General features: G+C 73.4%; 21 protein-coding genes and 1 pseudogene. 16 read left to right on the top strand and 6 right to left on the bottom strand.

Annotated features, from left to right (window positions below):
• Positions 1-102: 102 nt before the first annotated feature.
• The 4 genes from gatC to QSK03_RS20440 all read left to right on the top strand — a co-directional run bounded on the left by gatC (position 103) and on the right by QSK03_RS20440 (position 4,152).
• Positions 103-399 carry an Asp-tRNA(Asn)/Glu-tRNA(Gln) amidotransferase subunit GatC gene (gene gatC, locus QSK03_RS20455; RefSeq protein ID WP_285655907.1) on the top strand — a complete coding sequence of 99 codons (297 nt, stop codon included), beginning with the start codon at positions 103-105 and terminating at the stop codon, positions 397-399.
• Positions 396-1,961 (top strand): Asp-tRNA(Asn)/Glu-tRNA(Gln) amidotransferase subunit GatA, encoded by a 1,566-nt coding sequence (gene gatA / locus QSK03_RS20450; RefSeq protein WP_285655905.1) that lies wholly within the window; start codon positions 396-398, stop codon positions 1,959-1,961. The genes gatC and gatA overlap by 4 nt, the downstream gene beginning before the upstream one ends.
• The gene (gene gatB / locus QSK03_RS20445; RefSeq protein ID WP_285655903.1) at positions 1,958-3,466 is read left to right on the top strand and encodes an Asp-tRNA(Asn)/Glu-tRNA(Gln) amidotransferase subunit GatB; all 1,509 of its coding nucleotides are present in this window, start codon (positions 1,958-1,960) and stop codon (positions 3,464-3,466) included. The genes gatA and gatB overlap by 4 nt, the downstream gene beginning before the upstream one ends.
• A 173-nt stretch (positions 3,467-3,639) precedes the next feature.
• Positions 3,640-4,152, top strand: a complete 513-nt coding sequence (locus QSK03_RS20440; RefSeq protein WP_285655901.1) for a hypothetical protein — start codon at positions 3,640-3,642, stop codon at positions 4,150-4,152.
• Positions 4,153-4,357: 205 nt separating this feature from the next.
• Here the strand turns inward: QSK03_RS20440 and QSK03_RS20435 are convergent, their stop codons facing one another.
• A complete protein-coding gene (locus QSK03_RS20435; protein ID WP_285655898.1) occupies positions 4,358-5,527 on the bottom strand; it encodes a PQQ-dependent sugar dehydrogenase in 1,170 nt (389 codons plus the stop codon).
• A gap of 114 nt (positions 5,528-5,641) precedes the next feature.
• Between QSK03_RS20435 and QSK03_RS20430 the strand changes: the two genes are divergently transcribed.
• Positions 5,642-6,571 (top strand): 2-hydroxyacid dehydrogenase, encoded by a 930-nt coding sequence (locus QSK03_RS20430; protein ID WP_285655895.1) that lies wholly within the window; start codon positions 5,642-5,644, stop codon positions 6,569-6,571.
• 61 nt (positions 6,572-6,632) lie between these two features.
• Positions 6,633-6,842 carry a hypothetical protein gene (locus QSK03_RS20425; RefSeq protein ID WP_285655892.1) on the top strand — a complete coding sequence of 70 codons (210 nt, stop codon included), beginning with the start codon at positions 6,633-6,635 and terminating at the stop codon, positions 6,840-6,842.
• A 7-nt stretch (positions 6,843-6,849) separates the two neighbouring features.
• Here the strand turns inward: QSK03_RS20425 and ilvD are convergent, their stop codons facing one another.
• Both ilvD and QSK03_RS20415 read right to left on the bottom strand, forming a co-directional pair.
• The gene (gene ilvD / locus QSK03_RS20420) at positions 6,850-8,691 is read right to left on the bottom strand and encodes a dihydroxy-acid dehydratase (protein ID WP_285655890.1); all 1,842 of its coding nucleotides are present in this window, start codon (positions 8,689-8,691) and stop codon (positions 6,850-6,852) included.
• 45 nt (positions 8,692-8,736) lie between these two features.
• Positions 8,737-9,339, bottom strand: a complete 603-nt coding sequence (locus QSK03_RS20415; protein WP_285655888.1) for a PH domain-containing protein — start codon at positions 9,337-9,339, stop codon at positions 8,737-8,739.
• A 237-nt stretch (positions 9,340-9,576) separates the two neighbouring features.
• Between QSK03_RS20415 and QSK03_RS20410 the strand changes: the two genes are divergently transcribed.
• The 8 genes from QSK03_RS20410 to lysS all read left to right on the top strand — a co-directional run bounded on the left by QSK03_RS20410 (position 9,577) and on the right by lysS (position 19,805).
• Positions 9,577-11,520, top strand: a complete 1,944-nt coding sequence (locus tag QSK03_RS20410; protein ID WP_285655886.1) for an acetolactate synthase large subunit — start codon at positions 9,577-9,579, stop codon at positions 11,518-11,520.
• The gene (ilvN, locus tag QSK03_RS20405) at positions 11,517-12,023 is read left to right on the top strand and encodes an acetolactate synthase small subunit (protein WP_285655883.1); all 507 of its coding nucleotides are present in this window, start codon (positions 11,517-11,519) and stop codon (positions 12,021-12,023) included. Before QSK03_RS20410 ends, ilvN begins: the two co-directional genes overlap by 4 nt.
• A gap of 61 nt (positions 12,024-12,084) precedes the next feature.
• Positions 12,085-13,107, top strand: a complete 1,023-nt coding sequence (gene ilvC / locus QSK03_RS20400; protein ID WP_285655881.1) for a ketol-acid reductoisomerase — start codon at positions 12,085-12,087, stop codon at positions 13,105-13,107.
• A gap of 292 nt (positions 13,108-13,399) precedes the next feature.
• A complete protein-coding gene (gene serA / locus QSK03_RS20395; protein ID WP_285656374.1) occupies positions 13,400-14,971 on the top strand; it encodes a phosphoglycerate dehydrogenase in 1,572 nt (523 codons plus the stop codon).
• A 191-nt stretch (positions 14,972-15,162) separates the two neighbouring features.
• Positions 15,163-16,209, top strand: a complete 1,047-nt coding sequence (locus tag QSK03_RS20390; RefSeq protein WP_285655879.1) for a 3-isopropylmalate dehydrogenase — start codon at positions 15,163-15,165, stop codon at positions 16,207-16,209.
• 319 nt (positions 16,210-16,528) lie between these two features.
• Positions 16,529-17,293 carry a hypothetical protein gene (locus QSK03_RS20385; RefSeq protein ID WP_285655876.1) on the top strand — a complete coding sequence of 255 codons (765 nt, stop codon included), beginning with the start codon at positions 16,529-16,531 and terminating at the stop codon, positions 17,291-17,293.
• Positions 17,294-17,320: 27 nt separating this feature from the next.
• The gene (locus QSK03_RS20380; protein ID WP_285655874.1) at positions 17,321-18,115 is read left to right on the top strand and encodes a fumarylacetoacetate hydrolase family protein; all 795 of its coding nucleotides are present in this window, start codon (positions 17,321-17,323) and stop codon (positions 18,113-18,115) included.
• 43 nt (positions 18,116-18,158) lie between these two features.
• On the top strand, positions 18,159-19,805 hold the full coding sequence (gene lysS / locus QSK03_RS20375; RefSeq protein WP_285655871.1) for a lysine--tRNA ligase: 1,647 nt from the start codon (positions 18,159-18,161) through the stop codon (positions 19,803-19,805).
• A 529-nt stretch (positions 19,806-20,334) separates the two neighbouring features.
• On the opposite strand, the gene QSK03_RS20370 is transcribed toward lysS, so the two are convergent.
• From QSK03_RS20370 to QSK03_RS20360, 3 genes and pseudogenes are all read right to left on the bottom strand, one after another.
• Complete coding sequence (locus QSK03_RS20370) at positions 20,335-21,096, bottom strand: AIM24 family protein (RefSeq protein WP_285655869.1); 762 nt, start codon at positions 21,094-21,096, stop codon at positions 20,335-20,337.
• A gap of 12 nt (positions 21,097-21,108) precedes the next feature.
• Positions 21,109-21,429, bottom strand: a pseudogene (locus QSK03_RS20365) (sortase domain-containing protein); the annotation flags it as partial.
• Between the two features lie 471 nt (positions 21,430-21,900).
• On the bottom strand, positions 21,901-22,260 hold the full coding sequence (locus tag QSK03_RS20360) for a DUF4397 domain-containing protein (protein ID WP_285655867.1): 360 nt from the start codon (positions 22,258-22,260) through the stop codon (positions 21,901-21,903).
• 164 nt (positions 22,261-22,424) lie between these two features.
• Here QSK03_RS20360 and QSK03_RS20355 point away from each other — a divergent pair, with 164 nt between their 5' ends.
• Positions 22,425-23,600, top strand: coding sequence for a CaiB/BaiF CoA transferase family protein (locus QSK03_RS20355; RefSeq protein ID WP_285655865.1), 1,176 nt, complete (start codon positions 22,425-22,427; stop codon positions 23,598-23,600).
• A 71-nt stretch (positions 23,601-23,671) separates the two neighbouring features.
• The gene (locus QSK03_RS20350; RefSeq protein ID WP_285655864.1) at positions 23,672-24,982 is read left to right on the top strand and encodes an MFS transporter; all 1,311 of its coding nucleotides are present in this window, start codon (positions 23,672-23,674) and stop codon (positions 24,980-24,982) included.
• Positions 24,983-25,025: the final 43 nt, after the last annotated feature.

The raw sequence follows: 25,025 nt of genomic DNA, 5'->3' as shown, positions 1-25,025 counted from the left end.
CATCCGCGCCGGGAGACACCGTCCTGCGGGCTCGCGCCCGGCGCCGGGAGACGCAGCGAAGCGCCGCTCGACCCGAGGCACGTGCAGCACCCCCGGAGGGACATGTCCGACATCACCCGCGACGACGTCGCCCACCTCGCCCGGCTGGCCCGGCTCGCCGTCTCCGACGCCGAGCTGGACATGTTCTCGGCGCAGATCGACGCGATCGTCGACACGGTCTCGAAGGTCGGCGAGATCCCCGACGACGTGCCGCCGACCGCGCAGGTGGTCCCGCAGACCAACGTCGTGCGCCCGGACACGGTCGAGCCCTCGCTGCCGCGCGACGTGGTGCTCGCCGCCGCGCCCGCCGCCGAGGAGGGCCGCTTCCGCGTGCCGCGGATCCTGGGGGAGGGCGCGTGAGCTGGGACACGCAGCGCAGCGGAGCTGGACCGGTGGACTCCGAGCTGGTCTCCCTCGACGCCGCCGAGCTGGCGCGCCGCATCCACGCCCGCGAGGTGTCCTCGGTCGAGGTCACGCGCGCCCACCTCGAGCGCATCGAGGCCGTCGACGGCCCGGCCGAGAGCGGCGTGCACGCGTTCCTCCACCTCGACGCGGACGGCGCGCTGGCCGCGGCCGGGGCCGCGGACCGCGCCATCGCCGACGGCGGTCCGGTGTCGCCCCTGGCCGGGGTCCCGATCGCCCTCAAGGACAACCTCACCACCACCGACATGCCCACGACGTGCGCGTCGCGGATCCTCGAAGGATGGCGCCCGCCGTACGACGCGACCGTCGTCACCCGGCTGCGCGCCGCCGGCCTGGTCCCGCTGGGCAAGACCAACCTCGACGAGTTCGCCATGGGCAGCTCGACCGAGAACTCCGCGTTCGGGCCCAGCCGCAACCCCTGGGACCTCACCCGCATCCCCGGCGGCTCCGGCGGCGGGTCGTCGTCGGCGGTCGCCGCCGGCGAGTCGCCGCTCGCGCTCGGCTCGGACACGGGCGGCTCCATCCGTCAGCCCGGCGCCGTGACCGGCACGGTGGGCGTCAAGCCGACGTACGGCACCGTCTCGCGCTACGGGCTCGTGGCCTTCTCGTCGTCGCTGGACCAGATCGGCCCGTGCGCACGCTCGGTGCTCGACGCCGCGCTGCTGCACGAGGTCATCGGCGGGAAGGACGCGAACGACCAGACCTCGGTGAGCGCGCCCCTGCCGCCCGTCGTCGAGGCCGCGCAGGCGGGCGCCCGCGGGGACCTCGCCGGCGTCCGGGTCGGCGTCGTCTCCGAGTTCTCGGGCGAGGGCTACCACTCCGGCGTGCTCGCGGCGTTCACCGACGCCGTAAGGGTGCTCGGCGAGCTGGGCGCCGACGTCGTCGAGGTGTCGTGCCCGTCGTTCGCCTACGCCCTGCCCGCGTACTACCTCATCGCGCCCAGCGAGGCCTCGAGCAACCTCGCCCGCTTCGACGCGATGCGCTACGGCCTGCGGGTGGGCGACGACGGCGAGCACGCGGCCGACGAGGTCATGTCGCTCACGCGCGAGGCCGGCTTCGGGGCCGAGGTCAAGCGCCGCATCATGATCGGCACGCACGCCCTGTCGGCCGGCTCGTACGACGCGCTCTACGGCAAGGCGCAGAAGGCCCGCACGCTGATCGTCCGCGACTTCACCGCGGCGTTCGAGACCTGCGACGTCCTCGTCTCGCCGACCACGCCGACGACGGCGTTCGCCATCGGCGAGCGCAGCGACGACCCGCTGGCGATGTACCTCGCCGATCTCTGCACGATCCCGTCGAACCTGGCGGGCAACGCGGCGCTCTCGGTGCCGTGCGGGCGGTCGGCCGACGACGGCCTGCCGGTCGGGCTGCAGGTCATGGCGCCCGCCCTGGCCGACGACCGCGCCTACCGGGTCGCCGCCGCCTACGAGGCCGCCACGGCGGGCTCCGCCGCCGGTCCGCGCATCCCCGAACTCCGTGCCCTGGAGACGAGCCGATGACGGCCACTGTCGAGTCCGCGCCGTACACCGTCGAGGAGGTCTGCGAGCACTTCGACCCCGTCATGGGGCTCGAGGTGCACGTCGAGCTCAACACCGACACCAAGATGTTCTGCGGCTGCGCCAACGCGTTCGGCGCCGAGCCCAACACCAACATCTGCCCGGTCTGCCTCGGTCTGCCCGGAGCGCTGCCGCGCGTCAACGGCACCGCCGTCGAGTCCGCGATCACGATCGGCCTGGCGCTGAACTGCCAGGTGCGGGAGCGGTCGGGCTTCGCCCGGAAGAACTACTTCTATCCGGACATGCCCAAGAACTTCCAGATCTCCCAGTACGAGGACCCGATCGTCTTCGACGGGTACCTCGACGTGCCGCTCGACGACGGCGGCACCTGGCGGGTCGAGATCGAGCGCGCGCACATGGAGGAGGACACCGGCAAGTCCCTGCACATCGGCGGGGCCACCGGGCGCATCCACGGCGCGGACTACTCGCTGCTCGACTACAACCGCGCCGGCGTGCCGCTCATCGAGATCGTCACCAAGCCGATCGTCGGTGCCGGCGTCCGCGCGCCCGAGGTCGCGCGGGCGTACGTGACCGCGCTGCGTGACGTGCTGCGCGGGCTCGCCGTGTCCGACGTGCGCATGGACCAGGGCTCGATGCGCTGCGACGCGAACGTGTCGCTCAAGCCGAAGGGCACCGAGGAGTTCGGCACCCGCACCGAGACCAAGAACGTCAACTCGCTGCGCTCGGTCGAGCGCGCGGTGCGCTACGAGATGGGCCGCCACGCGGGTGTCCTGCTCTCCGGCGGCACGATCCGCCAGGAGACCCGGCACTTCGACGAGCAGTCCGGCACGACGTCGGCGGGCCGGCCGAAGGAGACCTTCGCCGACTACCGCTTCTTCCCCGAGCCCGACCTGCCGCCGCTCGAGCCCTCCCGCGACTGGGTGGAGTCGCTGCGCGCCGGGCTCCCGGAGCGGCCCTGGGAGCGCCGGGCCCGCATCCAGACCGAGTGGGGCCTCTCGGACGAGGAGCTGCGCGACCTGGTCAACGCCGAGGCGCTCGACCTCGTCGCCGACACCGTCGACGCGGGCGCCCCGCCCGAGGCCGCGCGGTCCTGGTGGGTCTCGTACCTCGCCCAGCAGGCCAACACCGCCGGCGTGACGCTCCCCGAGCTGGCCATCACGCCGGTCCAGGTGGCGCGCGTGGTCGCCCTCGTCGGCGAGGGCACGCTGACCAACAAGCTGGCCCGCCAGGTGGTCGACGGCGTCCTGGCCGGCGAGGGCGAGCCCGACGAGGTCGTGTCCGGGCGGGGTCTCGCGGTCGTGAGCGACGAGAGCGCGCTGACGACAGCCGTGGACGAGGCCCTGGCCGCGCAGCCCGACATCGCCGAGAAGATCCGCGCGGGCAAGACGAAGGCCGCCGGCGCGATCGTCGGAGCGGTGATGAAGGCCACCCGGGGGCAGGCGGACGCCGCCCGTGTCCAGGAACTGGTGCTCGAGCGCTGCCGGTGAGCCCTGACTCACCGAGATCGATCATGTTTTCCGTGATCTACCCGTAACCCGGACGAGATCCCTCCGTTGGGTGATTCAGGGAGCAGCGTGTAGCCGTTCCCTGGCCGGGCGTTACGGCGTGCCCACCGTCCGGTTCATCCCCCGATGCCATACGAAGTACTGGAGGGTTCCGAATGGGTGCACACAGTGCCCGCCAGACCAGCACGGTCGGCAAGGTCGCCGGCCGGGGCGCGCTGACTGCTGCCGCGGCGCTCGCGCTGACCGGCGGGACCGCGTCGTTCGCCTTCGCCGCCGAGGCGCCGAACGTCGACAACACCACGAGCACGCTCTCCGACGTCGCGCAGGAGAACGCCGCGGCGCTGCAGGACCTGCCCGACACCGACGTCCCGACGACGGTCAAGGGCGGCGAGGAGCTCGTCGGCGGCCACGTGTCGGCCGGCCAGCACCAGGTCAACCGCATCACGTCGGCCGCCACGTCGGACCTGCAGACCGCGGCCAACGCCAACGGCATCCCGGTCGGCAGCCACGCCACCGACACCGAGCAGAAGATCTCCGGTGCGGCCAACCGCGTCGCGGGCCAGGTCCACGACGCGACCGGCGCCGGCGCCCACCAGGTCGACGACGCGATCGCCTCGCACGGCTCGAGCCTCATGTCCTTCGGGCACAGCAGCGACAGCGACGACTGAGACGGATCGACGTTCGCCTGGTCCGCTCCCCAGATCAGGTGGCCCGCGGCCCCGGTCCTCCCCACCCCGAGGTGGAGGACCGGGGCCGCGGTGCGTCCGGCGTCGTGTCAGCGAAGTGCCGTCACGGACGCTGAGCGTCCGTATCGGTACTTCGATCACTGCGCTCACGGCATCTCGGTGACGGGGACGGCCTCCCGCCCAGGGTCTAGTCCGCTCCGCTCGCCCCGCCTGACGGCGGACGGATGCGCACGACGCGGTCGTCCGTCGGCGTCACGGGCCCGCCCCCGCCCCTGTTGGCGGTGGTGAACCAGATCAGCCCGTCCGACGCCACGTCGGCGCCGGTGATGCGCCCGTAGGTGCCCTGCAGGACCGCCTGGGGCGCGCCGACGAACCCGCCCTGGGGCGTCGGGCGCAGCACGAACATCGCGCTCGAGCCCTGCAGGCCCACGACGAGCGTGCCGGGCAGCGCCGCGCAGCCGGCGACGCCGGGACGCTCGGGCCAGGTCCAGGCCGGCGAGGCCGCGGCCCCGGCACCGGGCGCGACGCCGGGGCGGACCGCGAGGAGCACGTCGCGCGGCCCGGCGCGGTCGGTCACCCAGCTGACGCCGGCCGCGGGGTCGGCGCACACGTCGCCGGGGGAGTGCAGCCCGCTACCCACGACGGGTGAGGCCGGGTTCGGCGTGCCCGGGACGGGCCGGCCGAACGGATCGATGCGCAGGAGCTTGCCCGCGAGCGAGGTGGGCGCGGCGGCCGCGGCCGCGTTGCCGGCGTCGCCCGTGGCCACGAGCAGCGTCCCGTCGGGCTCCACGCCGATCGCCCCGCGGTTCCCCGACGCGCCGCGCGGGATGCCGCCGAGCACGACCTTGGGCACGTCGCCCGGGGCGATCCGGAAGACCGCGTTGCCGGCGGCGGTGGTGCCGTAGGCGTAGATCAGCTGGTCCTCGGCGAAGCTCGGGGACAGCGCGAGGCTCATCAGCCCGCCGTCGCCGGCTGAGTCGACGGGCACCGTCGCGACCTGCTCGGGCGTCTCGTCGGGCGTGATCCGCAGGATGCGCCCGGTGGTCCGCTCGGCGACCAGCGCCGAGGCCCCGCCGGGCAGCGTGACGACCGCCGACAGCGGGTCGAGGCAGGTGGCGACGACCTGCGGGTCCGGGTCGACGCACGGCGGGGGCACCGACGGGCCCGCGGAGTTCGGCGCGGGCGTCGGCTCGCCGGTCTCCGGGAGCTCGGGCTGGGGAGCCCGTTCCGCCGAGAGGTCGGGACGCTCGCGCCACGGCTGGGTCCCCGCGTCCGGGAACTGCGCGCAGCCGGCGAGCAGCGCGGTGAACGTCGTCAGCGCGACGATCAGCGCGACCCTGCGGAGCGGACCGGACACGGCACGACACAGTAGGCGTCCCGGGTTCTGCCGGCCGTGAGACGGGGCGGGTCGGGGTCGATCACCGCGCCGCTCGGCCCCGCGCCGACCCGGGAGGAGTAGCGTCCGCCGACCGTGAGTCCGGAACCCGTGACCGTCCTGGTACCCCACGACGAGGGCGAGGCCGCGCTCGCCGACATCGACGGCCTCGAGCTCGTCCGCTACGACGAGCAGGCCGACGAGCTCCCCGACGCCGCCGACCGGGCCGCGGTGCTCATCCCCGGCTTCCTGGCCACGAGCGACGCGCTGAAGCTCGTGGAGCGCTGCCCGCGGCTGCGCCTGGTGCAGCTGCTCTCGGCGGGCGCGGAGCTGTGGGTCGGACGGCTGCCGGCGGGCGTGCAGCTCTCCGACTGCCAGGGCGCCCACGGCGGCGTCACCGCCGAGTGGGTGCTCGCGGCGACGCTCGCGGTGCTCCGCGAGATCCCGCCGTTCGTGCGCGCCCAGGACGAGGGCCGCTGGGACCAGCACATCACCGACACGCTCACCGGCAAGCGGGTGCTGCTCGTCGGCGCGGGAGACCTCGCCGAGCAGACCGCGCGGCGCCTCGAGACGTTCGACGTCGACACGATCACCCGCGTCGGGCGCCGCGCCCGCGACGGCGTCCACGCGACGTCCGAGCTGCCCGACCTGCTGGGGGACCACGACGTCGTCGTCCTGCTCGTGCCCCTCACCGACGAGACGCGCGGGCTGGTCGACGCCGCGTTCCTCGCCGCGATGCCCGACGGTGCGCTGCTGGTCAACGCCGCGCGCGGCCCCGTGGTCGACACCGACGCCCTGCTCGCCGAGCTGCGCGCGGAGCGCCTGCGTGCCGTCGTCGACGTCGTCGATCCCGAGCCCCTGCCCGCCGACCACCCGCTCTGGACGGCGCCCAACCTGCTGATCACCCCGCACGTCGGCGGCAGCGTCCCCGGTCACCTCGACCGCGCCTATCGCGTCGTGCACACCCAGCTCGCGGCCGTCGCCCGCGGGGAGGACCCGCCGAACCTGGTGACCAACGGGTACTGATACTTACTTGCCAGCCGACACGCAAGTATGTAGAACGGACTCCGACGCCCACGTAGCGGACGTGGACGACGTCGGAGCGGAGTGGGCCATGACGGCGTGGACGAGCGTGAGCAGCGGGGCCGGCGAGGAGATCGTGAGCGTGCAGGTCGACGACGGCGACCCGTTCGCGGTGATGACGATGGGCCGGCACACCGCCGTGCTCACGCGCGACGAGTGCCGCCGGATCGCGGACGCGCTGCGCGCCGCGTCCCGGCGGCACCCGCCGGCGTGATCCCGGCTCAGACCGAGCGGACCGCGCCGGTCGCGCCCGAGGTGACGAGCTTCGCGTAGGCGCGCAGGGCGCTCGTCAACGGGCGGTTCCGCTCGGCGGCGGGCTGCCAGGGCCGCTCGGAGGCGTCCATCTTGGCGCGGCGCTCGGCGAGCACGTCGTCGTCGACCAGCAGCTCGATGCGCCGGGTGTCGACGTCGAGGAGGATCTCGTCGCCGTCCTGGACGAGCCCGATCGCGCCGCCCGCGGCCGCCTCGGGGGAGACGTGGCCGATCGAGATGCCGCTCGACCCGCCCGAGAACCGGCCGTCGGTGACCAGCGCGCACACCGCGCCGAGCCCCGCCCCCTTGAGGAACGCCGTCGGGTGCAGCATCTCCTGCATCCCCGGGCCGCCTGCCGGGCCCTCGTAGCGCACGACGAGCACGTCGCCGGGCTGCACCTGCTTGCCGAGGATCACCGAGACGGCCTCCTCCTGGCTCTCCACGACGCGCGCGGGACCGCGGAAGTGCCGCCCGTCCTCGGGCAGGCCGGCGCTCTTGATCACGGCGCCGTCGGGGGAGAGGTTCCCGGTCAGCACGGCGAGCCCGCCGTCGGCCGAGAACGCGTGCCCGACGTCGCGGATGACCCCGCCGACGCCATCGGTGTCGAGCGACGACCAGCGGTTGGTCGTCGAGAACGGCTCGACGGTGCGGACGCCGCCGGGGGCGGCGTGGAAGAGCTCGACGGCCTCGTCGGAGGGCGAGCCGCCGCGGATGTCCCACGTCCCCAGCCAGGACGCGAGCGACGGCGCGTGCACCGCGTGCACGTCGCGGTGCAGCAGCCCGCCGCGGTCGAGCTCGCCGAGGATCGCCGGGATGCCGCCGGCACGGTGCACGTCCTCCATGTGGTGCGCCGAGTTCGGCGCGACCTTGGCGACGCACGGCACCCGCCGGCTCACCGCGTCGATGTCGGCGAGCGTGAAGCCCAGCTCGGCCTCGTGCGCGGCGGCGAGGATGTGCAGCACGGTGTTCGTCGACCCGCCCATCGCGACGTCGAGCGCCATCGCGTTCTCGAACGCGTGCCTGCTCGCCACGTTCCGCGGCAGCACGGAGTCGTCGTCCTCGGCGTAGTAGCGCCGGGCGAGGTCGACGACGGTGCGGCCGGCGTCGAGGAACAGCTGCTGGCGCGCCGCGTGCGTCGCCAGCGTCGACCCGTTGCCGGGCAGCGAGAGGCCCAGCGCCTCGGTCAGGCAGTTCATCGAGTTCGCGGTGAACATGCCCGAGCACGACCCGCACGTCGGGCACGCCGAGCGCTCGACCTCGGTGAGCCCGTCGTCGCTGACCTGCGAGGACGCCGAGGCGGAGATCGCGGTGATGAGGTCGGTCGGTGCCTGGGCGACGCCCTCGACGACGACGGCCTTGCCCGCCTCCATCGGCCCGCCGGACACGAACACCGTCGGGATGTTCAGCCGCATCGCGGCGTTGAGCATGCCCGGGGTGATCTTGTCGCAGTTCGAGATGCACACCAGCGCGTCGACCGCGTGGCCCTGCACCATGTGCTCGACGCCGTCGGCGATCACCTCGCGCGAGGGCAGCGAGTGCAGCATCCCGCCGTGGCCCATGGCGATGCCGTCGTCCACCGCGATGGTGTGGAACTCGCGCGCGATCCCGCCGGCCTCGCGCACGGCGCCCGCCACGAGCTCACCCAGCTCCTTGAGGTGCACGTGACCGGGCACGAACTGGGTGTACGAGTTGGCGATCGCGACGAGCGGCTTGCCGAAGTCGGAGTCGGTGAGGCCGGTGGCGCGCCAGAGGGCCCGGGCCCCGGCGGCGTTGCGGCCCTGGGTGGTGACGCGCGAGCGCAGCGGCGGCACGGCAGACCTCGCAGGGAAACGATCAGGCGGTGGACGAGCGCGAGGCTACGCCCGCTCGTCGGCCCCGTCGGCCGGAGTCTCCTCGGCCGGAGCGTCCTGCGCGGCGGGGGCCTGCCGGTCCCGCAGGGCCGCGATCCGCATCCGCGTGGCCTCGAGCTCGCGCTCGTGCTCCCGGGCCTCCTCGACCTCCTCGGGGCTCGGCATGGTGATCCGCCCCCCGCTGGCCTGGGCGACGCGGCCGAGGTGCCGCGCGCGCACGCCCACCAGGGCCGGCTCCTCACGGTCACCCGCCTCCGGCGCGGCAGCTCCCGCTCCGCTCCGTGCCGCCCCGGCCCGCACGGCCCGGACCCAGCCGCGGTCGGCGACGCGCAGCGTCTCCACGTCGTCCCACGGGATGCGCCGGGACCCGGTGAGCGTGAGCACGCGCAGGGAGGTGTCGTCGACGACGGTCCGCGTGCGGACGACGACCCACGCGAGCGCGACCGGGACCAGCAGGACGAGGAACCAGGGCCCGCCCTGGAACGCGATGGGCGAGATCCCGATCGCCAGCATCCCCACCGCGACCAGGGCGGGGAGGGGGAACGGACGGAAGGTCACGCGCCCCGACACTGCGTCGACGGTGGTCGTGGTGGTGTCCTCGTTCGTCACGGGGCCAGGGTGCCACCACCCCGGTTTGACGACCTGCCGAGCCGCCACCTACCCTCGCTCCCGTGATCCAGCGGCGAATTCTCGTACTCCCGGGGCGCGTCAGCGCCTGACGGGCCTCGCCGCCCGCCGTGAGTTCCTGCTGACGCGCCTGCCCTCTCCGCCTCGAGGCGGTGGGGGCTTTTTCATGTTCGGCCCCAGTTCCGCACCCGGTAACGACCGCTTCGAGGCAGACACCCCATGACTCAAGCCAAACCCTCCGCGCCGCCCGGTACCCCGGGCCCGGCCGCGAACGGCGCCGCGACCCGGCGCCCCGCTCCGCGCGCCGGCGCACCCAGCGAGCAGCAGGACACGGTCTCGCAGGAGCCCGTCCGTCCCGACGCCCCGCGCCCCACGCACGTCGACCCCGAGCCCGCCACCGGCGCCCGCTCGCTCGTGCGCTCGCTCGAGTCGGTCGGCTGCGACGTCGTCTTCGGCATCCCGGGCGGCGCGATCCTCCCGGCCTACGACCCGCTGTTCGACTCGACGCTCGTGCGGCACATCCTCGTGCGCCACGAGCAGGGCGCGGGCCACGCCGCCACCGGCTACGCGCAGGCCACCGGGCGGGTCGGGGTGTGCATCGCGACCTCCGGGCCGGGGGCGACCAACCTCGTCACCCCGCTCGCCGACGCGATGCTCGACTCGGTGCCTGTCGTCGCGATCACCGGACAGGTCGGGCGCAAGCTCATCGGCACCGACGCGTTCCAGGAAGCCGACATCTGCGGCATCACGATGCCGATCACCAAGCACAACATGCTGGTGACCGACCCCGCGGACATCCCGCGGGCGATCGCGGAGGCGTTCCACATCGCGTCGACGGGACGTCCCGGGCCGGTCCTCGTGGACCTGCCCAAGGACGTCCTGCAGGCGCAGACGACCTTCAGCTGGCCGGTCGAGACCCGGCTGCCCGGCTATCGGCCGACGACCCGGCCGCACTCCAAGCAGATCGCCGCGGCCGCCCGCCTCGTGCGCGAGGCGCGGCGTCCCGTCCTCTACGTCGGCGGCGGCGTCATCAAGGCCGAGGCCTCCACCGAGCTCCTCGACCTCGCCGACGAGACCGGCGCGCCCGTGGTCACCACCCTCATGGCCCGCGGCGCCTTCCCCGACGGCCACCGCCAGAACCTGGGGATGCCGGGCATGCACGGCACCGTCGCCGCGGTCGCGGCGATGCAGAAGTCGGACCTCCTCATCGCGCTGGGGGCCCGCTTCGACGACCGTGTGACGGGCGATCTGTCGACCTTCGCGCCCGACGCGAAGATCATCCACGCCGACGTCGACCCGGCCGAGATCGGCAAGAACCGCCCCGCGGACGTGCCGATCGTCGGTGACGCCCGCGAGGTCATCACCGAGCTCACCGGCGCCCTGCGCTCCGGGGAGTCCGACCGCGAGGAGCGCCACGAGCGACTCCGGCCCTGGTGGGAGCAGCTGGAGGGCTGGCGGACGACCTTCCCGCTCGGCTACGACGACCCGCCCGACGGCACGCTCTCGCCCGAGTACGTCATCGAGCGGATCGGGGCCATCGCCGGCCCGGACGCGATCTACGCCGCGGGCGTGGGCCAGCACCAGATGTGGGCCGCGCAGTTCATCCGCTACGAGAAGCCGCGCACGTGGCTCAACTCCGGCGGCGCCGGGACGATGGGCTACGGCGTGCCCGCCGCGATGGGCGCCAAGGTCGGGATGCCGGACACCACGGTGTGGTGCGTCGACGGCGACGGCTGCTTCCAGATGACCAACCAGGAGCTCGCGACCTGCGCGATCGAGGGCATCCCGATCAAGGTCGCGGTCATCAACAACGGCAACCTCGGCATGGTCCGCCAGTGGCAGACCCTGTTCTACGAGGAGCGCTACTCGAACACCGAGCTCGGCACGCACAAGCACCGCGTGCCCGACTTCGTCATGCTCGCCCAGGCGCTCGGGTGCGAGGGCCTGCGCTGCGAGTCGAAGGACGACGTCGACCGCGTGATCGAGCAGGCGATGGCGATCGACGACCGCCCCGTGGTCATCGACTTCACCGTGGGCGCCGACGCGCAGGTCTGGCCGATGGTCGCGGCCGGCACGGGCAACGACCAGATCATGGCCGCGCGCGACATCCGCCCGCTGTTCGACGACCCGGAGACGGGTGGAGCCGACGAGGTGCCCGCGTGACCACGACCCACACGCTGTCCGTCCTCGTCGAGGACAAGCCCGGCGTGCTCGCCCGCATCTCGGGGCTGTTCTCGCGGCGCGGCTACAACATCCAGTCGCTGGCCGTGGGCCCCACCGAGGAGGAGGGGATCTCACGGATGACGATCTGCGTCACCGTCGACGACTTCCCCCTCGAGCAGGTCACCAAGCAGCTCAACAAGCTCGTGCACGTCATCAAGATCGTCGAGCTGGAGCCGACCACGTCGGTGCAGCGCGAGCTGGTCATGATGAAGATCCGTGCCGACGCCAGCGTGCGCTCGCAGGTCCTCGAGGTGACGCAGATGTTCCGCGCCAAGGTCGTCGACGTCTCGCCCGAGGCGGTCACGGTCGAGGCCACCGGCACCGAGGACAAGCTGAACGCCCTGCGCCGGATGCTCGAGCCCTACGGCATCCGCGAGGTGGTCCAGTCGGGCATGGTCGCGCTGTCCCGCGGGCCGCGGTCGATCGCCGCGCACCACCGCTAGCTCGCCCCCGCTAGATTCGTCTCCCGTACAGCCAGACCCCGGAAGGAAGTAGTCCCGCATCATGAGTGCCCCGACCACCGGCAATGCCGAGGTCTTCTACGACAGCGACGCCGACCTCTCGATCATCCAGGGGCGCAAGGTCGCCGTCATCGGCTACGGCAGCCAGGGCCACGCCCACGCGCTGTCGCTGCGCGACTCGGGTGTCGACGTGCGGGTCGGCCTGCCGGAGACGTCGAAGAGCCGCGCCGACGCCCAGGAGGAGGGCCTGCGCGTCGTCACGCCGGCCGAGGCCTCCGCCGAGGCCGACGTGATCATGATCCTCGCGCCGGACACCAAGCAGCGCACGATCTACGCCGAGGACATCGCGCCGAACCTCGAGTCCGGCAACGCCCTGTTCTTCGGCCACGGCTTCAACATCCGCTACGACCTGATCCAGCCGCCGAAGGACGTCGACGTCGCGATGGTCGCCCCCAAGGGGCCCGGCCACCTCGTGCGCCGCCAGTTCGTCGACGGCAAGGGCGTGCCGTGCCTCATCGCCGTCGAGCAGGACGCGACCGGCGGCGCCCAGGCGCTCGCCCTGTCCTACGCCGCGGCGATCGGCGGCGCGCGCGCCGGCGTCATCAAGACGACCTTCACCGAGGAGACCGAGACCGACCTCTTCGGCGAGCAGGCCGTCCTCTGCGGCGGCACGTCGGCGCTGGTCCAGGCCGGGTTCGAGACGCTGGTCAACGCCGGCTACCAGCCCGAGATCGCCTACTTCGAGTGCCTCCACGAGCTCAAGCTGATCGTGGACCTCATGTACGAGAAGGGCATCTACGGCCAGCGCTGGAGCTGCTCGGACACCGCCGAGTACGGCGACCTCACCCGCGGCCCGCGCATCATCAACGCCGCGGTGAAGGAGGAGATGGGCCGTGTCCTCTCCGAGATCCAGGACGGGTCCTTCGCCCGCGAGTGGGTCGCCGAGGACGACAACGGCCGCCCGAACTTCACCAAGCTCGAGGAGGAGGGCAAGGCCCACCAGATCGAGCAGGTCGGCGCCAAGCTCCGCGGCCTCATGCCCTGGATGGCGCGCCCGACCACGTGATCGCCCGCTCGCCCGGATGCCCGTCGTGCGGGGCGTCCGGAGCAGCGTGTCTGGTGAACGAACGGCGCTCTCGCTACCTCCGAAGCAGCGAGAGCGTCGTTCGTTCGTCACCCCGTGACCCTGTGAATCGGTTCACGACGGGTCGGTAAGCTCGCCGTGAGTACGGGACGATCAGGCCCGTACGCACGTCGGCGTGTGTGACATCGGTAGGTGCAGGGCTCGTCGGCGTGGACCGCCGACCCCCCGGGAGCGATCACACGTGACCACCGCCGCCAGCAAGCCCGTCGTCCTGATGGCCGAGAAGCTCGCGCCGTCGACGCTGGAGGTGTTCGGCGACGAGGTCGAGGTCCGCTCCGTCGACGGCACCGACCGTGCCGCGCTGCTGGACGCCGTCGCGACGGCCGACGCCCTGCTGGTGCGCTCGGCGACACAGGTCGACGCCGAGGTCTTCGCCGCCGCGAAGCAGCTGAAGATCGTGGGCCGCGCCGGGGTCGGGCTCGACAACGTCGAGGTCCCGGCGGCGACGTCCCACGGCGTCATGGTGGTCAACGCCCCCACGTCGAACATCGTCTCCGCCGCGGAGCACGCGCTCGCGCTGCTGCTGGCCACCGCCCGCCACATCCCGCAGGCCGACGCGAGCCTGCGCGAGGGCAAGTGGGAGCGCAGCAAGCTCTCCGGCGTCGAGATCCAGGGCAAGACGGTCGGCGTCATCGGCCTCGGCAAGATCGGCCAGCTCTTCGCGGCGCGCATCGCGGCGTTCGGCACCCATGTCATCGCGTACGACCCGTACCTGCCGCAGGCCCGCGCGGCGCAGCTGGGCATCGAGCTCGTGGAGCTCGACGAGCTGCTCGCCCGCGCGGACATGATGACCATCCACCTGCCGAAGACCCCGGAGACGCAGGGCCTCATCGGCAAGGAGGCGCTGGCCAAGACCAAGCCGGGCGTCATCATCGTCAACGCCGCGCGCGGCGGGCTGGTCGACGAGGACGCGCTGGCCGAGGCGGTGCGCTCCGGCCACGTCGCCGGCGCCGGCATCGACGTCTACGTCACCGAGCCGACGACCTCCTCGCCGCTCTTCGAGCTCCCGCAGGTGACGGTGACGCCGCACCTGGGTGCCTCCACCGCGGAGGCCCAGGACCGCGCCGGCACCGACGTGGCCCACTCCGTGCTCGCGGGCCTGCGCGGCGACTTCGTCCCCGATGCCGTCAACGTCTCCGGCGGCGCGGTGGGCGAGGAGGTCCGGCCGTGGCTGGGCATCACGCAGAAGCTCGGCATCCTGCTCTCCGACCTCGTCGGGGCGCCGGGGGAGCTGCAGGTGCAGGTCCGCGGCGAGCTCGCGCACGAGGACGTCTCGGTGCTCGCGCTGGCGGCGCTGCGCGGGGTGTTCGGCGAGGTCGTCGACGAGCCCGTCACCTTCGTCAACGCCCCCGCCCTGGCCGAGGAGCGCGGCGTCGCCGCGACCGTCGAGACCGCGACCGAGAGCCCGAACCACCGCAGCATGGTCACCCTGCGGGCGGTGCGCGACGGCTCGGACGGCTCCGACGCGGTCACGGTCTCAGGAACCCTGACCGGCGAGGACGAGGTCGAGAAGCTCGTCGAGATCAACGGGCGCAGCTTCGACCTGCGCGCCGAGGGCCACGTGCTGCTGTTCGAGTACTCCGACCGCCCCGGGGCCATGGGCACCGTCGGCACGATGCTCGGCGAGTCGGACGTCAACATCGAGGCCGCCCAGCTCTCGCAGCAGCGCGACCGGTCCTCGTCGATCATGCTCCTGCGCGTCGACCAGCCCGTCGGCTCCGAGGTGCTCGAGACGATCGGCCAGGCGCTCGACGCGCGGACGACCCGGCTGATCACCTTCGGCTGATCCGGGGCGGTCGAGGTCCGGCAGGGCCGTTCCGCCGCTCAAACCCCGCCGAGCGCAGCAACCCCGTCGGAGACCGCATTCCTACGATCCGGCGATCCGGTTCCGTGATCGACCGACACGCCTAGTAGTCTCCCCGGGTCAGCCCCGGTCACCCCGTCGCGGGGCGACCCGCTCGGTGGAGGTTGTTGCGGATGCGACTCGCGGTGGTGCCCGGGGACGGCATCGGTCCCGAGGTCGTCGGCGAAGCGCTGAAGGTCCTGGACGAGGTCGCCCCCTCGGTGGAGACCACGCAGTACGACCTCGGCGCGGCGCGGTGGCACTCGACGGGGGAGCTGCTTCCCGAGTCGGTGCTCTCCGAGCTGCGCGAGCACGACGCGATCCTGCTCGGCGCGGTGGGCGACCCGTCGGTGCCCAGCGGCATCCTCGAGCGCGGCCTGCTGCTGCGGCTGCGCTTCGAGCTCGACCACCACGTCAACCTGCGCCCCGCCCGGCTCTACCCGGGCGTGCGCGGGCCGCTCTCGGGCAACGCCGAGATCGACCTCATCGTGGTCCGCGAGGGCACCGAGGGCCCGTACGCGGGCACCGGCGGGCTGCTGCGCAAGGACACCCCGCAGGAGATCGCCACCGAGGTCAGCGTCAACACCGCGTTCGGCGTCGAGCGCGTCGTGCGGGACGCCTTCACGCGCGCCAACAACCGCCCGCGCCGCAAGCTCACGCTCGTGCACAAGACCAACGTGCTCACCCACGCCGGCTCGCTGTGGTCGCGCGTGGTCGAGGAGGTCTCGCTCGAGCACCCGGAGGTCTCGGTCGACTACCAGCACGTCGACTCGACGACGATCCACCTGGTCACCGACCCGTCGCGCTACGACGTGATCGTCACCGACAACCTGTTCGGCGACATCCTCACCGACCTCGCGGCCGCGGTGACGGGCGGCATCGGCCTCGCGGCCTCGGGCAACCTCGACGTCTCGCGCGCCAACCCGAGCATGTTCGAGCCCGTGCACGGCTCCGCGCCGGACATCGCGGGCAAGGGCATCGCCGACCCGACCGCCGCGATCCTCTCGGTAGCGCTACTGCTCGACCACCTCGGCGAGCCCGAGCTCGCCCGCCGCGTCGAGGCGGCCGTGGCCTTCGACCTCGCCACCCGCGACCACACCAACCCGGGCGGCACCTCGGCGGTCGGCGACCGCCTCGCGGCCCTGGTCTCCTCGACCGCGGGCACCCGTACCCCCGCCTAGTGGCGCACCGTCCCGTTGCGAGCAATGCGGCTTTCCTGGCGTCTGACGCCAGGATCGCCACATCCTCGACGACGTGACACGCCGGGGGAACCTGGTCGTCGCCGCTGTCGAGGTGACGTGCGGCGTGGCGGTCGCCGGGTACTTCGTCGTTCTCGGGCTGACCGCGGACGGACCGGGCCGCACGCCGGTCGACCGTGCGTTCCCCTACGTCATGGCGGCGCTCGCCCTCGCGCTCCTGGGGACGATGGCGTGGCGAGGTGTGCGGCGAGCTCGCGACACGCCCACATCGTCCGCGCGTGATCGATGTGGCGATCCTGGCGTGAGACGCCAGGAAAGCCGCATTGCTCGAACACCCAGGACGCCGCTGACCGCGCCGACGCCGCTGACCGCGCCGACGCCGCTGACCGCGCCGACGCCGCTGACCGCGCCGACGTCGCCCCCACTCCCACCCCCGCCACCCCCGCAGGAACGGCCGGAGCTGTCGCCGGAGGGGCGGGCGGCGACGGGGCGGTTGCTGCGGGTGCTCGCCGAGGCCGGGGTGCTCCCGACCGCCGTCCCCGACGTCGACGCGATCGCCGAGGCCGTCGCCGACGCCGGCGAGCCGCCGACCGCCGGGACGGTGCTCGGCGCGATCGGGGAGGCCGCCTACTGGCACCCCGGGTTCGACGCCGAGCCGCACCTCGCGGACCTCGCGTTCCACGACGGCCACGCCGAGCAGTTCGCCGACACCCTGCGCGAGCAGGTCGAGGACCTGGCTCGGCTGGTCGGGGACGCGCTCGCCGTGCACCTCGAGCACGTCGAGATCACCGACGACGGGCGCCACCACCTGCGTCTACGTCTGGGCGACGACGTGGCGGACCTCGACTACGCCGGTCACGTCAAGTACCTCAGCACCGTGCTGCACGTCGAGGTCGCGCGCGCCGCGCACGCCGCCGGCACCCGTCTCGCGTGGCTGTGGGTCGACCAGGGCGTGTACCTCGCCGTGCCGGTCACGGGTCTCGCGGAGCTGAACGCCGTCGCCCCGGACCACGAGCGGTGGTCGTGGGTGGACGAGGACGAGCCGGTGGCCGCCGGCGCGCTCTGAGCACCCCGCCGGATAGGGTCGGCGGCCGTGCGCCTCGCCCGGATCGCCCATGCCGAGGGCGTCTCGTTCGCCGCCCTGCAGTCCGCCTCGACCGCCGGGGGCGAGCCCGAGTCCTCCGCCGACGTCTGCGCCGAGATCGCCGAGCACCCCTTCGGCGACCCGACCTTCACGGGACGGACCTGGCCGCTCGCCGACGTCCGGCTGCTCGCTCCGATCCTGCCCACCAAGGTCGTCTGCATCGGCAAGAACTACGCCGCGCACGTCGACGAGATGGGCGGCGAGGCCCCGCCGGTCCCGCTGATCTTCATGAAGCCCTCGACGAGCGTCATCGGGCCCGGCCTGGCGATCCAGCTGCCGCCGGACTCCCAGCGCGTCGACTTCGAGGGCGAGCTCGCGATCGTCATCGGGCGGCCGTGCCGCGACGTCCCCGAGGCGCGTGCCCGCGACGTCGTCCTCGGCTACACCGTCGCCAACGACGTCACCGCGCGGGACCTGCAGCAGTCCGACGGGCAGTGGACGCGGGCGAAGGGCTACGACTCGTTCTGCCCGCTGGGGCCGTGGATCGAGACGACGATCGACCCGGACGACCTCGCGATCCGCACCGAGCTCGACGGCGAGGTCCGGCAGGACTCCCGCACGCACCTGCTGCTGCACCCGATCGACGAGCTGATCGCCTACATCTCGCGGGTCATGACGCTGCTGCCCGGTGACGTGATCCTCACCGGGACGCCCTCCGGGGTCGGGCCGATGAGCGCCGGGCAGCAGGTCAGCGTCACCGTCGAGGGCATCGGCACGCTCACCAACCCGGTCCAGGTCCGATAGCTACCCTGGAACGGGATCGATCCGGGAGAAGGAGCACGCGCAGGTGGTGGAGACGGCCGGGACACCGGAGCCGGACTGGGTGTCGACGATGGCCGACGAGGTCATCGAGCGCGCCGGACCGGGGAGCAGGATCGTCTGCGCCTCGGGCCTGAGCCCCTCGGGCCCGATCCACCTCGGCAACCTGCGCGAGGTGATGACGCCGCACCTCGTCGCCGACGAGATCCGCCGCCGCGGCTACGAGTGCGAGCACCTGATCTCGTGGGACGACTACGACCGCTTCCGCCGTGTGCCCGCCGGCGTCGACCCGGCCTGGTCCGAGCACATCGGCAAGCCCCTCTCCGCGGTCCCCCCGCCGTTCGGCAGCCCGTACGACACCTGGGCCGACCACTTCAAGGCCCCGATGATCGCCGCGCTCGAGGAGCTCGGCGTGCCGTTCCGCGGCATCAGCCAGACCGCGATGTACACCTCGGGCGCCTATCGCGACCAGGTGCTGCTCGCGATGCGCGAGCGCGCGACGATCGACGGCATCCTCGGCCGCTTCCGCACGAAGAAGAAGGACGCGGAGGACGACGACCCCGACGATGATGCCGACGTCGTGCACGGCGCCGAGTACTTCCCGTTCAAGCCCTACTGCGGCGGCTGCGGGCGCGACGACACGACGATCACCGCGTACGACGACGACACCACCGAGATGACCTACACGTGCGCGTGCGGGTTCTCCGAGACGGTGCCGCTGCGCGAGTTCACCCGCGGCAAGCTGGTGTGGAAGGTCGACTGGCCGATGCGCTGGTCGTACGAGGGCGTGCACTTCGAGCCCTCCGGGGTCGACCACTCCTCGCCCGGCTCGTCGTACCAGGTCGGCGGGCTGATCGTGGACGAGGTCTTCGGCGGCCGGCAGCCCATCGGTCCCATGTACGCCTTCGTCGGCATCACCGGGCAGGCGAAGATGTCCAGCTCCCGCGGCGCGGTGCCCACCCCGGGCGACGCCCTGGCGATCCTCGAGACGCCGGTGCTGCGGTGGCTGTTCGCGCGCCGCCGGCCCAACCAGGCCATCAAGGTCGCGTTCGACGCGGAGCTGCACCGCCTCTACGACGAGTGGGACGCCCTGGAGCGCAAGGTCGCGGCGGGCACGGCGGGCGGGATCGAGACCACCGGGCACGTCCGCGCGGTGAGCACCGCCGAGCGCGAGCTGTCCCGCACCCCGGAGCCCGTCTCCTACCGCACGCTCGCCTCGGTCGTCGACATCACCGCCGGCGACCCGGCCCAGCTCGAACGCATCCTCGCCGGGCTCGGCGTCACCCTCGACGGCGCGCGCCCGCGCCTCGACCGCGTCACCCAGTGGGTCGAGAGCTACCTGCCCGAGGACGCGCACACCCGCGTGCGCGACGAGCCCGACACCGACCTGCTCGCCTCCCTCGACGAGCAGGACCGCGAGGCCGTCGCGATGCTGCGCGACCACCTCACCGACGACTGGTCGCTCGACGGGCTCACCACGCTCGTCTACGGCGTGCCCAAGAAGCAGGCCGGTCTGCCGCTCGACGTGAAGCCCACCGACGAGCTCAAGGCGGCCCAGCGGCGCTTCTTCGTCGTCGTCTACCAGCTGCTGGTCGGCGCGGACACCGGGCCGCGCCTGCCCACGCTGCTCCTCGCCGCCGGCCCCGAGCGCGTGCGGCACCTGCTCGGCGGCTGACTCTTCCTCGCCGGGGTCCCGACCACGGTCGTCGACGCCCACCGCGCGCCGGATGCGCCACGACAGGCACCTTGCGCATGATCGACGGGTGCCTCGGCCTGCGGAATGTGCCCCTCGTGAGGCGCCGAGGACCGAGGGACGCCCTGGCTGCGTCGCACGCAGCGAAGGCGTCCTTCGCTCCGCTCGTGCGGGAGATCGCTCCGCCAGCGCGGGGAGATCAGGAGCACGTGGTGCACCGAGGAAGTCGACGCCCGTCGATGAGGTGCTCCTGATCATGCTCGGGCGTCCCGCCGGCACTCGGGCCGTCGACGACCGGCACGGTGCGCATGATCGACAAGCGTCGGAGCGTGCGGAACGTCCCCCTCGTGCGGCGCCGAGGATCGAGGGACGCCCTGACTGCGTCGCACGCAGCGAAGGCGTCCCTCGCTCCGATCCCGACGCAGCGAAGGCGTCCCTCGCTCCGATCTCGACGCTGCGAAGGCGTCCCTCGCTCCGCACGCGCGCCCGACCCCCGACGCCCCCCGACACGTCAGCGCAGGAAGCTCCCGAGCACGCCGCCGACGCCGCCCTGGCCGGCCTGCTGACCGCCGCCCTGCCCGCCGACGCCACCGACGCCGGCGCCCGCCGGGACCTCCTCGGACGGCTGGACGATGACGAAGCCGTGACCCGAGAAGCCCATCGTGAAGGCCTCGCCGGTGGTGCGGCCGATGAGCGTGCCGAGGCCGAACTGGTCGGCGCGGTGCACGCCGGTCTGCAGCCCCGCCGACCAGGCGACGGCGGCCTGGGGGTCGGCGTAGGTGGGCTGGTCGACGGTCAGCACGACCGGCGTGCCCTTGCACGTGATCGCCAGGCGGCCGCGGCCCGAGAAGACGCAGTTGAACAGGCCGGCGCCCGACATCATCCCGGCGCCCTGCACCATCTGGATGTCGTAGGACAGCGAGGGCTCGAAGGCGAGCACGTTCTTGCCGTTGATCGACAGCGCGTCGTGCGGGCCCTCGAGGTCGATGAGGTGCACGTCGGACGCGGCGTCGGCGAGGAAGACGTCGCCCCGGCCCGTGACCTTCATCAGCGGCACGCCCTCGCCGGTGAGCTGCTGCTTGATGAACCCGCCGATGCCGCCCGAGCCCTGGGCCTCGAAGTGCACCTGGCCCTGGAAGGCGACCATCGAGCCCTGGCGGGCCAGGCACTCGCCGTTGAGCTCGATCTTGAGCATCTTCGAGTTCTGCAGACGCAGGCCCGGCTGCGCGGACTCCTGCTCCTGGTTCTCCGGGGCGAACAGGTTGCTGCGCACAGCGGGAGTCTGTCAGCGCGGCGAGGCGAAGACGACGACGTTGTCGACGTACGAGCGGGTCCGCGGGTCGAACGGTCCGCCGCAGGTCACGAGGCGCAGCGCGGGGGCGGCCGTGGGGCCGTAGACGCGGTCGGTCGGGAACGTGTCCTTGCCGAACTGCTCCACGGAGTCGACGACGAAGTGCGCGACGGTGCCGTCGCTGCGGGGGACGTCGATCGCGTCGCCCGCGCGCAGCCGGTGGAGCCGCGAGAAGACGCCCGGCCCCTGCCAGGAGTCGACGTGCCCGACGACGACAGCCGGCCCGGACTGTCCGGGCACCGCCCCGTCGGTGAACCACCCGAGGTCCTGCGGGCCGCCCCATGCCGGTGCTCGCCGTCCCCGCCGCCCCGCGGGCGGGCCTGCGTCCCACCGGCCTGTCCGTGCCGGCGCTCGGGATCGCGGCCGGACCCGAGGCGCCGGACAGGCCCCCGTATCCCGATGCCGCCACGGCCGGGTCGGAGAGCTCGCCGAGCTCGTCGTCGTCGCCGACCGGGGCGACCCCGACGACGACGGCGAGCGCGCCCTGCGTCGACCGTGGCGTAGTCGGAGGCCGCGCCGTAGAAGACGTCGTCGGCGATCGGCCCGCCGCCGCGGGCGGTGACGTCGAGGGCGCCGACGCCGGTCGCGGCGGACACGACCCGCACGAGGGCCCGGTCGGCGCGGCGGTGCGGTCGGCGAGGATCTCCGTCTGCGGGGTGCCGTTCGGGCCCACGTCGACGAAGGCGGCGGTCTGGGCGGACCCGGCGGCGACGGCGACGCTCGCGGTCAGCGCCGGCGGCGAGGTGGCGGGGAGGTGGCGGCGGCGCCGGCGGGGCGGGCCTGCAGCGTGTAGACGCCGGGCGCGGCCGGGAGGTAGCCGGTGAGGCCGCGGTAGGAGACCCCGGACGCGACCTTGGTCAACGGGAGCCCGGGGCCCTCGGCGTACATGTCGACCGCGCCGGTCGAGGGCGAGAGGTGGGCGACGCGCAGCAGGCCCTGGTCGGTCGGCGCCGACTGCGAGGACGGCGCGACGGCGAGCGACACCACCCCGGCCTGCGCGAGCACGCCCGTCCCGCCGATCGCGAGGGCCGTCGTGGTGAGCGCGAGCGCGGCCGTGCCCGCGCGCCGCCCGATGAGTCGACCCATCCGTGGTCCCATTCCGCCGTCTCCCGCTGCTCGCCGTGGTCGCCGTCCTGCCCCGACCCGCATCGTTCGTCCGAACGGGCGAGTCGGTTCAGGCGATCGACTGGCGCGTCCGTCACAACGAGCGGCGTCGCGCGGGGATGCGACCCACGCGGCACGATCACGTCATGACCGCTGCGGACCCCGGCACACCCGCCCTCCCGCTCGACGGCGTCCTGGTCGTGGCGTGCGAGCAGGCCGTCGCCGCGCCGCTGGCGACCCGCCACCTCGCCGACCTCGGCGCCCGCGTCATCAAGATCGAGCGTCCGGGCCGCGGGGACTTCGCGCGCGACTACGACACGGTCGTCGGCGGCCTCTCGAGCCACTTCGTCTGGCTCAACCGCGGCAAGGAGAGCGTGACGCTCGACCTCAAGGACCCCGAGGCGCTCGCCGACCTGCAGCGGATCCTCGCCCGCGCCGACGTCTTCGTGCAGAACTTCGCGCCCGGGGCCGCCGAGCGCCTCGGGCTCGGCGCCGACGACCTCCGCCGGGAGCACCCGCGGCTGGTCCACTGCAGCATCTCGGGCTACGGCGCGGACGGCCCCTACCGCGACGCGAAGGCCTACGACCTGCTCATCCAGGCCGAGACGGGTCTGGTGACCATGACCGGCACGCCCGAGCACCCGGCCAAGGCCGGCATCCCCGCCGCCGACATCGGGGCCGGCATGTACGCGTTCTCCGGCATCCTCGCCGCGCTCTACGACCGCGAGCGCACGGGGGAGGGGACTGCGCTGGAGGTCAGCCTCTTCGACGCGCTGAGCGAGTGGATGGGCTTCCCGCTGACCTACGCCGCCGGCGCCGGACGCGCTCCGCAGCGCGCCGGAACGTCCCATCCCGCGATCGCGCCCTACGGGACGTTCGCCGCCGGCGACGGCACCGAGGTCGTGCTCGCGATCCAGAACGAGCGGGAGTGGGCGCGCTTCTGCGCCGAGGTCCTGGGCGACGAGGGGCTGGCGACCGACGAGCGCTTCGCGACCGGGTCCGCTCGCCTCGAGCACCGCCCCGACCTGCACGCCGCCATCGACGCGGTGCTCGGCGCGCTCGACGGCGAGGAGGTGGTCACGCGCCTCGCCGGGGCCGGGATCGCGCACGCCCGGCAGCGCGACCTCGTCGGCGACGAGGGCGTCCTGCACCATCCGCAGCACACCGCGCGTGACCGCTGGCGCACCGTCGGGTCCCCGGCCGGCGCGGTGCCCGCCCTGGTTCCGCCGATCGGGCTGCCGGGCCGCCCGCTGCGGATGGGCGCGATCCCGGACGTCGGCGAGCACACCGACGCCGTTCTTTCCGAGTTCCGGAAGACCTGACGCGCGGCGCTTGTCCTCCGCCGGTCGGTGCGCTTCGGTGCCGGCACCGCACCGGTCGAAGGAGGACACCCATGGCCGCTCCCTCGCGCCGGAGCATCGTCACCGCGAGCCTCGTCGGCACGTCGATCGAGTGGTACGACTACTACATCTTCGGCACCGCCGCGGCGCTGGTGTTCGGGGGCCTGTTCTTCCCGCAGTTCTCCTCGGTGGCCGGCACGCTCGCCGCGTTCGGCACGTTCGCCGTCGGCTTCATCGCCCGTCCCCTGGGCGCCGCGGTCATCGGCCACTTCGGCGACCGCCTCGGCCGTAAGGCCATGCTCGTGCTGACGCTGCTGCTCACCGGCGGGGCGACGGCCCTCATCGGCCTGCTCCCGACGTACGCGGCCATCGGCATCGGCGCCCCGCTGCTCTTGGTGCTGCTGCGCGTGATCCAGGGATTCGGGGTCGGCGGCGAGTGGGGCGGAGCGGTGCTGATCGCCACCGAGCACGCGTCGCGCCGCCGCCGGGCGGTCTACGGCAGCTTCGCGCAGTTCGGGGTGCCGGTCGGCGTGCTGACGTCGAACCTCGCCTTCCTCGCCGTCGCCGGCCTGTCCGACGAGGCGTTCCGCTCCTGGGGCTGGCGCATCCCGTTCCTGCTCTCGGTGGTGCTCGTCGTCGTCGGCTTCGTCGCGCGCAGCCGGCTCCGGGACGCCCCCGAGTTCGAGCGGGTGAAGCGGGAACGCACGACGAGCCAGGTGCCCGTCGCGGAGCTGCTGCGCCGGCACCCGCGCGTGCTCGCCCTCGCGAGCCTCGCCTCGATCGCGCCGCCGGCCGTCGGCTACACCGTCATCGTCTACATGCTCAGCTACGGCACGACGGTGCTGGACTACGAGCGCACGACCCTCCTCACGCTGATCATGCTCTCCACGGTGGTCTGGGTGGCGACGATCGTCGTGGCGGCGATGCTGTCCGACCGGTTCGGCGCGCGACCGGTCTACGTCGTCGGGGCGATCACCGCCGTGCTGTGGCCGCTGCCGATGTTCGCGCTGGTCAACACCGGTTCCGCGGGCCTCGCGGGTCTCGCGTTCGCCGTCGCGGCGGTCGTGCAGGGCATCATGGCGGGCGCCCAGGGCGGGCTGTTCAGCGAGATCTTCCCGGTGCGGGTGCGCTACAGCGGGATCTCCATCGCCTACCAGATCGGCGGGATGGTCGGCGGGGCGATCACGCCGCTGGTCGCGACCGCGCTGTTCGGCGCGACCGGCTCGTCGACCCCGATCGCGCTCTACGTCGCCGCGCTGTCGTTGCTGACCCTGCTCGCGGTGTTCGGGCTGCACGAGGGATCCGCGCGGTCGGAGGAGCAGGACGACGTCGCCGAGGACGCGGTGGGGCATCAGCCGAATTGATGCGCACCATTCCCGATCGCTGTTTCTCGGGCCGCGGAGTGCA

The organism is Actinomycetospora sp. NBRC 106375 (genome assembly GCF_030269665.1).
GTDB lineage: Bacteria > Actinomycetota > Actinomycetes > Mycobacteriales > Pseudonocardiaceae > Actinomycetospora.
This window is presented reverse-complemented; position numbering and strand designations above follow the sequence as displayed.

Bases quoted from the DNA above. Each gene is read 5' to 3' on its own strand.
- gatB (WP_285655903.1), top strand. From the start codon at position 1,958: ATGACGGCCACTGTCGAGTCCGCGCCGTACACCGTCGAGGAGGTCTGC.
- QSK03_RS20350 (WP_285655864.1), top strand. From the start codon at position 23,672: ATGGCCGCTCCCTCGCGCCGGAGCATCGTCACCGCGAGCCTCGTCGGC.
- QSK03_RS20390 (WP_285655879.1), top strand. From the start codon at position 15,163: ATGCGACTCGCGGTGGTGCCCGGGGACGGCATCGGTCCCGAGGTCGTC.
- QSK03_RS20360 (WP_285655867.1), bottom strand. From the start codon at position 22,260: ATGGGTCGACTCATCGGGCGGCGCGCGGGCACGGCCGCGCTCGCGCTC.
- QSK03_RS20410 (WP_285655886.1), top strand. From the start codon at position 9,577: ATGACTCAAGCCAAACCCTCCGCGCCGCCCGGTACCCCGGGCCCGGCC.
- QSK03_RS20440 (WP_285655901.1), top strand. From the start codon at position 3,640: ATGGGTGCACACAGTGCCCGCCAGACCAGCACGGTCGGCAAGGTCGCC.
- serA (WP_285656374.1), top strand. From the start codon at position 13,400: ATGGCCGAGAAGCTCGCGCCGTCGACGCTGGAGGTGTTCGGCGACGAG.
- gatC (WP_285655907.1), top strand. From the start codon at position 103: ATGTCCGACATCACCCGCGACGACGTCGCCCACCTCGCCCGGCTGGCC.
- ilvC (WP_285655881.1), top strand. From the start codon at position 12,085: ATGAGTGCCCCGACCACCGGCAATGCCGAGGTCTTCTACGACAGCGAC.
- QSK03_RS20355 (WP_285655865.1), top strand. From the start codon at position 22,425: ATGACCGCTGCGGACCCCGGCACACCCGCCCTCCCGCTCGACGGCGTC.